Source organism: Candidatus Syntrophosphaera sp. (assembly GCA_019429425.1).
In the GTDB taxonomy this organism is placed as follows: domain Bacteria; phylum Cloacimonadota; class Cloacimonadia; order Cloacimonadales; family Cloacimonadaceae; genus Syntrophosphaera.
Genome location: JAHYIU010000070.1, coordinates 1 through 12,955, shown reverse-complemented (window position 1 = coordinate 12,955; position 12,955 = coordinate 1). Strand labels below are relative to the sequence as shown.

At 55.2% G+C, this 12,955-nt stretch carries 6 protein-coding genes; 4 read left to right on the top strand and 2 right to left on the bottom strand.

From position 1 onward, the window contains the following. The first annotated feature begins 361 nt into the window (after positions 1-361). The 4 genes from K0B87_07580 to K0B87_07565 all read left to right on the top strand — a co-directional run bounded on the left by K0B87_07580 (position 362) and on the right by K0B87_07565 (position 9,296). Positions 362-1,810 carry a hypothetical protein gene (locus K0B87_07580; GenBank protein MBW6514600.1) on the top strand — a complete coding sequence of 483 codons (1,449 nt, stop codon included), beginning with the start codon at positions 362-364 and terminating at the stop codon, positions 1,808-1,810. Next, entirely contained in the window at positions 1,807-3,528 is a 1,722-nt protein-coding gene (locus tag K0B87_07575) for a hypothetical protein (protein MBW6514599.1), read from the top strand. The genes K0B87_07580 and K0B87_07575 overlap by 4 nt, the downstream gene beginning before the upstream one ends. 1,111 nt (positions 3,529-4,639) lie before the next feature. After that, positions 4,640-8,248, top strand: a complete 3,609-nt coding sequence (locus K0B87_07570) for a carboxypeptidase regulatory-like domain-containing protein (GenBank protein MBW6514598.1) — start codon at positions 4,640-4,642, stop codon at positions 8,246-8,248. Positions 8,249-8,801: 553 nt separating this feature from the next. Next, positions 8,802-9,296, top strand: a complete 495-nt coding sequence (locus K0B87_07565) for a hypothetical protein (protein ID MBW6514597.1) — start codon at positions 8,802-8,804, stop codon at positions 9,294-9,296. A gap of 219 nt (positions 9,297-9,515) precedes the next feature. On the opposite strand, the gene K0B87_07560 is transcribed toward K0B87_07565, so the two are convergent. Together K0B87_07560 and K0B87_07555 are read right to left on the bottom strand one after the other, a co-directional pair. Further along, complete coding sequence (locus K0B87_07560; GenBank protein ID MBW6514596.1) at positions 9,516-10,637, bottom strand: ATP-binding protein; 1,122 nt, start codon at positions 10,635-10,637, stop codon at positions 9,516-9,518. A gap of 454 nt (positions 10,638-11,091) precedes the next feature. Further along, positions 11,092-12,219, bottom strand: coding sequence for an ATP-binding protein (locus tag K0B87_07555; protein MBW6514595.1), 1,128 nt, complete (start codon positions 12,217-12,219; stop codon positions 11,092-11,094). Positions 12,220-12,955 lie beyond the last annotated feature (736 nt).

Genomic DNA, 12,955 nt, shown 5'->3' with positions numbered 1-12,955 from the left:
TGTCTTGGAATGTATTTTCGCACATGACCCAAATCATTCAACCGATGGACATAATGTATAGGTTATTCGTTTTAAGGTAAGTGATTATAACATTAGCATGCCACTTTTTTGGGGGTATGCCTTAAATAATCGGGTTAGCTCTCACGCCAGCCTCAGTTTCCGTTCAAAACAGGGAAAACCGGGGCAATGAACATTTCTGGCCGATCCCTGGTTCACACCATGCTCAGCACGAGAGGGCAAGAAATCCGTGATGTTTCAACCATTGAGCAAAAATAAACTTGACAGAATAAAGAATTCATAATTCAAAGGAAACGGGGTGATGGCCAGCCTCGGCCACAAAACATACCCCGGGAGGTTTGTTATGAGATTCAGGATATTGGTCCTGCCCGCTCTGCTGGCCCTGTTGTTGCTGGCGGCCTGCGAGCCGGATCTGCTCAAACCGTCTGTTTACCAGCTCGACAACGCCAATCTGGCACCGCTGTTCGACCGCAGTTTGCTAATGTCGGCAGAGGGCGATTTCACGGTGGGATATCGCAACTACAACATCAGGGCGGACCAGGTGACGCTCACCTGGCGGGCCTCCACTGATGCCAATTTCCTCTGCTACAGGCTGTTACGGGGAAGCTACACGGTCGCCACGATCACCGACAAGGCCCAGAACAGCTACACCCACACCAATCTTGGCGCCAACGCCTATTACGACTACACGATCGCCACGGTGGTGAAGACCGGAATGGACCTCGCGGACACCCTGACGGTCAAGACCGCGTCCCTGCAGAGCCCGCTGCTCTACTGGAGGATCAACTTCAATGGCACCCTGACCCTGCTCTGGCAGGACAGGGCCGACATCCCCGGGGATTTCGTGATCACCCGGGACAACACCGAGATCGCCACGGTCGCGGAAAACACCACCCCGGGCTATGTGTATTCCTTCACCGACGCCGGTGTCCTGCCGGGAAACACCTACAGCTACCAGATCACCAAAACCGGCCTCTATTCCGATTCCAACACTGCAACCGCCACCATCCACAACCTCTACACGATGAATCCGCCCAACCTGACCGAACTGGACCAGACCCCCGGGGAAACCGAGGTCACGCTCACCTGGACGGAGAATTGCAGCGCGGAGACGGGATTCAGGATCTACCGCCGGCTCCTGGGCGCTCCGGATTTCGTCTTGGTGGGGACGCTCAACCAGACCAACGCCACCAGCTACACCGACGCGGCGGGCCTGGTGATGGGAAACACCTATGAGTACCGTGTTTCCGCGATCGACGCCAACCATCCCAATGATCCCTTCGAGACCGTCATGTCCAACACCCGGAGCATCACTCTGTATGACTCCCAGGTCCTGAGTTGGAACTTCGATTCCGGAGTGATGCCGCCGGAATTCACCCTCGGAGGCGACGCAGACTGGTACCTTGTGCCCCACACCCTGCTGCGTGGCTGGGCCTTGCGCTCCGGCGAGATCGCCCACTCCCAGTCAAGCTGGATCTCCACCAGCCTGGGCGTCAACAGCGGTTCCGCGGTGACCGTCGAATTCGATTACCGCGTGAGCAGCGAATCCGGCTGGGATCACCTGCGCTTCTACGTCAACGGCAGCCAGGTCGAATCCTGGTCCGGAAACAGCGGCTGGCAGACCTACAGCCACACCTTCACCCACAATTCGCCAACCCTGGAGATCAAATTTGCCTACACCAAGGACGGCTCGGTCAATGCCAACCTGGATTGCGCCTTTGTGGACAACATATCGGTCAACTTTGTGCCTGATACAACGCTTCGCCTTGCCGCGACTGGAGGTGCCCAATGAAACGCGCGCTCATCATCGCCATCCTGGCCTCCGCCTGCCTGGTTTTGGCCGGACAGGGGATCAGTTCCTTCCGCAATCTCAGCACCGGCGGCGTTTTGGACGACACAGCCGACCTGGCCTTTGACCCCATCGAACTCAACTACATCGAGGGGACCCACATCTTCAGCAACCTGAGCAATTTCAGCTCGGAGGACCGGATCTACGCCAATGACGGCGCCAACCACCTCCTGATCGGGCTGGCCACGGACAAATGCATGCTGGAAAACCTCAAACGCGCCCTGCTCTTCAAATACTATGACCTCAAGGAACCCGGAATGATCGACTATTACATTCCCGGTGACGACAGGAACATGGCCTGGGGCGAGGTCGAAAACATCTGGCAGGAGTATTATGACACCAATGGAAACGGCCTCTACGACAGGCATTACACCTACAGCCAGCACTATCAGAACTGGGTTTACGACAAAGGCTGGGAGTTCTTCCTCAACCACGCCTATGAGATCAGCGATAAACTCCGGGCGGGGTTGAAACTCGGCTGGGTGAACGAAACATACGGCCACAACCTTTGCTCCAGCGAACTGCTGGATTTTGAGCCCGGCGACTACAGCACCCATACCCTGGAGACCCTGGTCAGCCTGGAGGAAAATGACCCGGGTATAGAGCCGTTCTCCAGATCAGAAGAGATCACCGGCGATTTTGGCGGGGAATTACAAAGCGGCAATTTCCTGGGCGAATTCGCCCTGGCCAAACAGCTTGACCATGCCGAACTGAGGGGCAGCCTCCTGTTGGAACTGGTGGATTCCGATCTGAACGTAGAGGACGCGGCGGAGCAAATCTATCTGGCAGAAAACACCAACGAGGCCGAAAGCGAAGCATGGGACTACAAGCAGACCAAGAACGGTTTCCGCGGCGGACTGGCCCTCGGTTACCGCAAGGTCCTGAAGGAACAGGAACGGCGCCAGGACGAGGGATATCTCTCCCTGCAGGGGAGTATCAGCCTGGTCAGCTTCGACAACCAGATATCCGAGATTGGCTCTTACGACTACAACGATAACGAAACGGAGCTCGGCAGCGAGGACTACAGCCAGGAGATGACCGGGGATGTTTCCGGGCTGGAGATGATGGCCCGCCTGCGCCTCCATTATCCCCTCAACCGGCGCACCTGGTTCGGCACCGGCCTCGCCTGGAGCCACCTGAACCACAAGGAGGAAGGTGATTACGACTTCCATTTCAGCAGCCAGGATGATGTCTACCTCGAGGAAGGCGAATGGCTGAGCACCCAGACAAGGAGCCATGGCATCTCCGGAACCACCCAACACAACCTCAATGAAACCAATTTGGTGGTTCCCGTCGGTCTGGAATACTGGTTCGCCAACAACCTGCAATGGGCTCTGCGCTTCGGCTCCATCTTCTCCCAGAGTTACAGCACGGAAACCCGGTTCTACGAACCCACCAACGTGGAGCCCGTCACAGTGACCCTCACTTCAGCCGCCAATCCCGACCCCCAGATTTACTACGAAGATAACGAATACGAGATGGAAACCCAGCGGATCATCACCCGCGATTCATACACCAACTTCACCTACGGCCTGGGATTCCGGCCCAGCGAAAACCTGCAGATCGACCTGATGGGCATGTTCCGCCCGGAAAGCACGCAGCTCTGGAACACCAGCTTCTTCCGCAGCCTGCGCCTGTCCTTCTCCATCAGGCTGAAATAAACCGCGGACAATATATTGGAAATGCCGCCGGGACAATGTTTCCGGCGGTTTTTTCAGGCTCTCTTGCAATTTGAGTGGGTCAGGTTTTAATCAGGGCCAAGAAGGGATGGAAATTCCGCTTTGCCATAGCGGTCGCAGGCCGCTCAGCCTGTAAACAAACCGGTTCAACCGGTGCAGGACAATAGAACCGGGATTTATCCCGGGTATTTATGGAGGGATCGTTTGTTTCCCCAAATTCCCCACCCCCTCCCCAAACACAGATGCAATCCGTGTTTGGGGTGGGGGTGGGGCCAGCAACAACGAACACACCAGCTTTTAATACGACGGCTAAAGCCGCCGCCTATATTCCTTGACCCCACCTGCGGGGGGGGGGGTCAACAGGCGTCACCCCTCCGGGGCTCATCCTAACAATAACCGGAACCCCGCACCCCAGGGTTTCCACCCTGGGCTAAGTTGTATCGCCCCTCCGGGGCTTATTCCAACAATAACCGGAATCCCGCTATCCCAGGGTTTCCACCCTGGGCTAAGATATGCCGCCCCTCCGGGGCTTTGACAAACAGGGATGTCTTCTTTTTTAAATACGACGGCTGAAGCCGCCGCCTATATTCCTTCACCCCACCTGCGGCGGGGTTTGTCAGTAGTGACAGATGTCCCAGACCGCATCTGAAGGCAATCTTGCTGCCTTTGCCGCTTCTCCAGATCGGCAACCCGCTTTTATTTTCCAGAAATCCAGCCTGTCCGCCACCTGCCCATCACCCGCTGAGTAACCGCCAGCCCGGCGGGAGGTGGGCGGGAGACAAGTGAGTGATGGGTGAGTTGGGCAAAAGGGGGAAATACCTTGAGCCGAAAGGGGTCTTTTCGGAGGAGCGCAGCGGAACACCCTTGAAAGGAGTTTGTAAAAGAAAATCAGCTCCGAAGGGGGCGTAGCCTGCTGACAAACCCCACCTGCGGCGGGGTTTGTCAACAGCCTGCGCCCCTCCGGGGCTTTTCCTGATAACAACCGTTTTCTGCTGCCCCGGGATTGCCCACCCGCTCATTTAATGCTTGACACTATGGCCCTCTGCCCAAATCAGAAACTTAAGCTTTAAATCCCTTGAACAAGGAGCATACTTTGAGATATCTAAAAGCCCTTTTGATCGTCCTGGCGCTGCTTGGGGCCACCCTGGCCTTCGCGGCCATCGACGAATACTACAGCTTCAACGCAACGATGGGGACCTATTCCCCGATCACCGGCACCAATGCCGGGATCTCGGGCGACGACATGCTCTCCGCGGCCATTCCTCTGGGCTTCAGTTTTCCCTATGGCGACGCCACCATCAGCCAGATCAAGATCTCTTCCAATGGCTGGATCGATCTGGGCGGAAACCAGACCAGCAGCAACCTGAGCAATCAGCTGGCTTCGACCACGATCCGTCCGGTGATAGCGCCGCTTTGGGACGACACCAGCCTCTCGAGCGGAGACGCCCAATACCTGCTCTCCGGAACAGCGCCCAACCGGGTCTTCATGGTCCAGTACACCAACCTGAAGTGGAATTACAGCGCCACCAACCAGTTCAATTTACAGGCGCGTATCTACGAGAACGGCAAGATCGACATCATCTACGGTCCTGCCACCGGAACGCCCAGCAACGCCTCGGCCTCGATCGGGATCAACATGGCCCCCGGCGGTGCTGGATGGTATTACAGCGTTACCCCGGGAACACCGCCCACGGCCTCCAGCACGGCGGAAAATTCCTCCGTATCATCATTCCCGGCCCAGGGGGAGATCTATGAATTCAATCCCGTCGTCGCCGTGCCCAATGATCTGGCCGGAGTTTCCATCGTCGGGAACATCACCCCCACCGCCGGCTCACCCAATAACTATGAGGTCACCATCCGCAACCGCGGCTCGGAAGCCCAGAGCGCCTATCAGGTCAAGCTGTTCCGGGGAGCGGCGATCGAGGTCGGCTCCGTCAACGGGACAGCGATCCAGCCCGGCCAGCTGCAGAGTTTCACGATTCCCTGGACCCCGGATGCGGCCGGCCCGGAGATCCTCTACGGAAAGGTGGTTTTGCCCGGAGACGAGAATCCCGCCAACGACCAGACCCCCAGCCTGAACGTGAACGTCCAGCCAGCCGGGGTATGGAACTTCGTGGTGGGCGACGGCAACCAGAACGCCCGCATGCCCCTGGATTTCTACTGGCGCAATTCGCTCTACGAAACTCTCTATTACCCCGCCGAGATGGGCAATTTCATGGGCCAGATTCTCGGCATCCAGCTTTGGAACAACTTCAGCACCAATCTGCCGGCCAAGCCCACCAAGGTCTGGATCGGCACCACCACCCAGCCCGACCTTTCCGCCGGCTGGATCCCCTCCACCCAGCTCACCCTGGTCTTCGACGGGACCATCGACTATCCCTCCGGCTCCAACCTGATCAACATCCCCTTCAACCAGCCCTACATGTATCTGAACGGGGAAAACCTGGTGCTGATGTTCAACCGGCCCATGGACAGCACCTATTTCTCCTCCTCGGATCAATTCCTCTGCCAGACCGTGGGCTCCAACCGCGCCCGCAACGTCTATAGCGACTCAACTCTCTATGACCCGGCCAATCCGCCCGCCGGAGGCACACCCACGGGCCAGTTTCCCAAGACCGGATTCGTGGTCATTCCCGGCGGAGTGGGGCATATCAACGGGACCGTCACCGGGGCAGGCGGAGTGCCGCTGGAAGGGGTCTTGGTCCAGTTCGCCACCGGCGGCTATGCCACCGCCACCAACGCATCAGGCCAATACGCCATCCAGAACATTCTGCCGGACGACTACACGGTGAGTTTCAGCACCTATGGCTACGAGACCTCAACCTTCAACATCACCATTGACGAGGATGAGACCGAGGTCCTGGATGTGGCGATGGCGCCCATGGCGACCGTGAACGTGAGCGGGACCGTGATCGCCAGCGACACCCAGGCCGGGATCAACGGCGCTTCGATCCATCTGGCCGGCTATGCCGATTACAGCGCCACCACCATCGCCACCGGCGCTTTCACCATCCCCGCCGTCTATGCCAACAACAGCTATGAATACGTGATCCTCGCCCCCGGCTACGTTGCCGCCAACGGCACCATCAACGTCGGGGCCGGTGCATACGACATGGGCACCATCACCTTAAGCGAAGTGGCCTACGCGCCCCACACCGTCCTGGCCGAGGCGGACGTTTCCGGCAATTCGGTGAACCTCAGCTGGCAGGCCCCGGACCCCAACGCCACCGAGATCACCGAAAGCTTCGAGGACGAGAATTTCCCGCCGGCGAACTGGAGCCAGATCATCACCAACACCGGAGCCCCGAACACCCAGGGCGTTTTCCCCACCTGGTGCCGCGTGGGTGCCGCCTCAGACAGCGGCCAGCCCATCAATCCCACCGACGGGCTCCACCAGGCCGGGCTGCGCTGGGATTACGGCCATCAGGACGAATGGCTGATCACGCCCAGCTTCAACAGCCCCCCGGCCGGCTACCTTCATTTCGACACCTTCGTCTATCTGGGCTCCGTGAACCAGGACCACTACTACGTCAAGATCTCCACAGACAACGGCAACACCTGGATCCCGATCTGGGACGCCACGGAGCAGACGGGCGGCCTGAACGCCTATGCCAGCCCCATCACGGTGAACCTGGAGGCCTACAGCGGCCAGCAGGTCAAGCTGGCCTTCAATGCCGTGGACGGCCCTTCCAACGACGGGCTCTGGCATATGTGGTTCATCGACAACATCTATATCGGCAACGCCATGACCGGCGAAGTGCTCCGCTTTGCCGGCTCCGACCTGGAAACCAGGTCCCACGGCTCCGGCGGCTTTGGCGGACGCCCCGTGCCCACCACCCACCATTCCAGGGCGAGGGAGGAAGGCTGGAGCAGAACGGAACCCAGCCTGCCCCTGCCCGGAGGATCGCGCCGCAGGGATGGCTCTGAAAGCGGCCGCCTCCTCACCGGCTACCGGGTCTGGCGCCTGAGCGCCGGCCAGGAGACCAACGAGAGCGCCTGGAGCCTCCTCACGCCCCAGGACATCACCGCCAATTCCCTCACCGACCCCGGCTGGCAAACCCTGCCCAACGGAACCTACCGCTGGGCCGTCAAAGCCGTCTACACAAACAACGTGGTCTCCGTCGCCTCCTTCTCCAATCCCCTGGATAAATTCCAGGAGACGGGCATGATCGCCGGAGTGGTGCGCCGCACCAATAACGCCCCCATCGCCGGGGCCACCGTCTCCGTGCCCGGCTATTCGGCCACCACCAATTCCGTCGGAGCCTACACCCTGGTCCTGCCCATCGGCGCCTGGGACGTCACCTGCGCGGCCGCCGGCTTCGTTGACCAGACCGTCGAAGGTGTGGTCGTGAACGTGAACCAGACCACCACCCAAAACTTCGTCATGAGCGTCGTCTCCAATCCGGACGAAGTCGTTCCCGTCACCGCCACGGCCCTGCTGGGCAACCATCCCAACCCCTTCAACCCCGAGACCCAGATCAGCTACTCCCTCAAGGAAAGCGCCCCGGTGCGCCTCTGGATCTACAATTCCAAGGGCCAGCTCATCCGCTGCCTGGTCAACGCGGACCAGCCCGCCGGCTGGTACAAGGTGCTCTGGGACGGCCGGGACGACAGCGGCCAGGAGGTCTCCAGCGGCCTGTATCTGTACCGCCTGAGCGCGGGAAGCTATCAAAGCACCCGCAGGATGGTCCTGCTCAAATAACTCCATATCTGGCCTCTAAGGCTTTTACGCAGCCCCTGGTAGTCTCCGGGGGTTTTTTTCAGGCTTACTTTCAAACCAAGAGGATAAAGCCCGGAGGGCGCAACAATTTAGCCCGGGGTTCCGCTGCGCTCCACCCCGGGCTAAGATCTGTCGCCCTCCGGGCTGATCAAATATCAGAGTTTTGTATCACCCACTCGTTTTGAAAGAGAGCCTTTTTTCATGTTCCGGGAGCGGAAAGGGGAACGCGGAAATATGAGTGATGGGGTTTTAAGGTTTTAGCGTTTTAGCGTTTTAACGTTTTGGCGTGATGGCGCTCATTCGTGTAATTGGTATAATTTGTGGGCAAAGATTCCCCCTCATCCAGACCGATCCTGTGCTCCCTGATCTATTACAAAAAATCTGCGCTATCTGCGAGATCTGCGTGCTTGTCTTTTTTGAATCTGTGAAATCTGTGAAATCTGTGTGAGGCAGTTAATCCCCGTGAAACCCCAATTATTTCTTGACACATCCGCCCCGCCGGAGCAAGATAATCAAAAAGCCACGGGAGTTTCAGATGCTGGATATAGCAGGTTTGACCAAGACCGCTTTGGATTATGTCCGCAACATCTTCAGTGATGCCATGGTCAGGAAATCCAAAGCGGCGGACATCATCTCCGAGATCGCCGTCAACACGGGGATCCTCAGCGAATTTACCAGGAAGAAGAACCAGAAGTGCGACCGCGAGATCGCCTGCAAGGTGGTGGCAGCCCTCAAACACGAGGCCTGGGATGAATTCCGGAGGAACAACCTGGACCTGAAAAGCTCCTTCCGCGAGTTGGTCGCCGCCGATCCCGCCAAACCGCTCCATCTGGAGATCAGGCGCTTCTACGAGACGATCGCCAAATTCGGATTCGTGATCGCCAATCTCGAGGCCACCGGAGTCCGGCCCAACTACCGGCAAAGGCTCACCAACCTGAGGGACCGGGGTCTGGGCATCATCCGGGAATTGAACCGCTCCATCAAGAAAACGAAGAATGCGAAAAGGGACAAAAGGGCTTTGCCAATGTAGAATGTAAAATGTAGAATTGGTTCCACGTCTTTTGATCCACATTCTCTTTAGATCTGCGAAATCTGCCTTTTCATCCGCGGGATCTGCGGGAAACGTTAATTCGTGGACGCACGTCTTCATCCGTTGAATCCGTATAATCCGTCTAATCCGTAGGGAAAATCTCCATCCTGTGCATCCCTGCTCCATAGCCAAACCTGTTTGAAGCATCTATCCAAGAGGTCAGAGCAATGATTCCAGATAGTTTTCTGGATTGATGACCATGTTTTCAGATGAAGGGTAGGCTTGGCTGAACGAGGAGGGTATTTTGGGTTTTTTCCCGGGATTCCATTTTAGCTCAAAGGCTCTGATCCGCTCATCCTCTGTTTCGATCAGGTCGATCTCCTGTTGGGCTGTGGTTCGCCAGAAATAGTGGTCGAAGTTCGCCCGTCTGTTCAGCATCAGTTTTCTGCGCTCCGTGATCACGTAATTTTCCCAGAGAGCGCCCAGGTCACTTCGCTTATCCAAAGCTTCGAATCTATTGATCAGCGCGTTCCGGATCCCGTTGTCCCAAAAGTAGATCTTCACCGCTCTTTTAAGCTCATTGCGAAGATTCCTGCTGTACGAGCCCAGCCTGTAGATGACAAAACACTGTTCCAGGAGGCCAATGTACCTATCCACGGTTTTCTTGTCCATACCCACTGTATTTCCCAGTTCAGTGTAGGAAACTTCGCTGCCGGTTTGCAGAGCCAGGGCAATGAGCAATTGCTTCAGGAGGTCCGGGCGCTTTATATCCTGATAAACAAGCAGGTCCTTGAACAGGTAGGAACCGGCTATCTCCTTTATGATCTCCACCGGCATGGTTTTCTCCAGATACACTTCCGGATAATTTCCAAATACCAGCCTTTGAGCCAATCCTCCCTTAACGGCATCAATACCTTCCTGGAGATAGATCTCTTGAGTGGAAAGAGGTGTGACCAAAAACTCGAATTTTCTGCCGGTCAGAGGCTCGCTGGTGAAATTGGAGAGGTCCAGTGAAGAAGAACCAGTGGCAATGATCTGCAGCTCCGGAAGAGTGTCGATCAATGCCTTGAGTTTGATGCCGATATCCCCCACCCTTTGGGCTTCATCGATCAGGAGATGGGAATAGCGCCCAAATTCGAGCCGGATCGCGTCGCTGTTTTTAAAATTGAAGGCTTCCTGGCCGTCTATCAGGTCGCAATTGATATAGCGGAGATCCTTCAGGCCCGCGGCCAGGGAGTTGAGGATCGTGGTCTTGCCTGTCCGCCTGGCACCGTAAATGATGATGGCGCGGCCTTTGTGCATGTACTGCGGTATCAGTTCAAGAATAGTTCTGGCGATCATATTCACCTCTTGGACAAATTACCCGGCATAAGGATTAATGTCAATGGAAATCTTAAAATCGGGGATTTCAATCCCCCAATATTACGATATTTGGGGAATCAATTCCCCGAAATCACAAAATATCCCTCAAATCCTTGTACAGAGAGGATCCATTTCTTTGTCATCCCGTCCCCATAACAGGAGTCGGGCAAGGAACATCCATACCTGGAGTCGAGCGAGGCACGAGCATGGACTCCAGGACCTCACAACGCCACAACGTTAAAACGCCAAATCGCCAAAACTATCGGAACACTGGCTTCCCGGGGTCCCCGCGGAGGAGCGAAGCGGAATAAATTCCCTAAAGAATGGTAATTTTTGGGAATACTAATCCCTAAAATCAACCTATAACAGGCATAAACTGCACCATAACCTAACCTTTCATCATCTCCATCCATCTCAATGCACATTTGCCGGATCACAGGATCAGCTCCAGATAGTTTTTCCGGTTAACAAGGGTTATTTCGCTTCCGGGATACGCTTCCTGAAATTTCCGTGGTATTTTGAATTTGTCTTTCTTCCATTTGATCTCATAGGCAAAGAGCTTCCCCTCTCTTTCTTCGATCAGGTCGATTTCCTGCTGGTCCCAAGTCCTCCAAAAATAGTGGTTGGCATGGATACTATGATAGGCTCGCTTTTTGACCCTTTCAGTGATGATGAAGTTTTCCCACAACATTCCGATGTCATTACGCAGTTCCAGGGGGTTGAAATTCGCGATTAGGGAGTTGCGGATGCCATTATCGTAGAAATAGTATTTGGCTTTTGAAGTGATCTCATTCCTGAGGTTTCGGCTAAAACCGCCCAGGCGAATGAGAATGTGGGATTTTTCGAACAGGTCCAGATATCTGGCCACAGTCTTGTGATCGAGCCCCAATTGCTTTCCCAATTCATTCTGTGATACCTCATGCCCGATCTGAAAAGCAAGCAGGCGGAGAAGATCTATCACTGGCTGGGCTGATCTGACCTTATCCAGCTCGAGGATGTCTTTCAGCAGATAAGAATTGGTGATCTCATTCAGTTGATCGGTTTTCCGCTGCTTACCTGAAGCGGTCACTATTTCAGGATACATCCCGTAAATGAGCAGTTGGGGCAACATGGCATCCAGTTCAAACCGGTTGTGATGTTCCAACAACTCACCAACCCAGACAGGATAGAGCAGTAAACTCGTTTTTCTTCCGGTGAGCGGTTCGCCCAACTGACCCATGAGATCGAAGGACGAAGAGCCTGTGGCAATGATCTCCAAGTCCTGCCGGTTGTCTGCCAGTATTTTCAGTGCCAGGCCAATATTGGGTATTCTCTGAGCCTCATCTATGATCAGCAGTTCGTATCCCTCAACCCTGCCCAATATTCCAGCCTGATCCTGGGAAGCCATGGTTGTCTGAACCACAATGTCATCGCCATTGAGGAACAATTTTTTCCCGGGATGGAGATCATAATATCTCCTGACCAATGTGGTCTTGCCAACCTGCCTTGGACCGAACAGCAACATGACCTTGTTCTTCACCAGCCTGTCCCCCAGGTTGTCATAAACTCTGTCTATGATCATTTTCCTCTCCCTGTCTCTTTAATTACCTAAAACAGGCCATTTTTGGGGATTCCAAATCCCTATGATCTTATTATTTTTGGGTTTTAGAGCCTGTTTATTCCCCTTTGCCTGGATGTCAAGATTTATCTGCGCAAGTTTTGATCCGCCTCATCAGGTTAGCTTCTTCATTATCCGTATGACTTTGCGGGAAACTCTTCTTTTTCGTTCCGTTCCCATACCTGGAATCGAGCGAGGAACGAGCATGGACTCCAGGATCCCAGTCACGCTAAAACCTTAAAACCCTAAAACGCTAAAACGCAAACTCTAACCACCAAAACCGTAAAAAAGTCATGACTATTTTACGGTCCTACTGTGAAAAAAGTACGGTTTGTGATCTCATCCCCTCTGCCTGGAGTCGAGCAAGGAACATCCATACCAGGAGTTGAGCGAGGCACGAGCATGGATTCCAGGACCCCACAAGGCCACAAGCTAAAACGCTAAAACGCTAAAGCCCGAAACGCCAAAACTATCGGAACACTGCGTTCATCAGGGTCTCCGGGGAGTAGCGCATTGTACAAAGTCACTCACTTAAAAATTGGGACTCCCAAAATGAAACACGAAAACCCATATTAAGACCGTTGAATAATGCACCCACGCTTCGGTTGAGATGAATTCACTGTATCCCACATAAGCTTTTCTGTCCCGACAGGCCTTTTTTGGTCTATTTTTGTGCTTTTGCCTCTCTAATGTCCTTTCT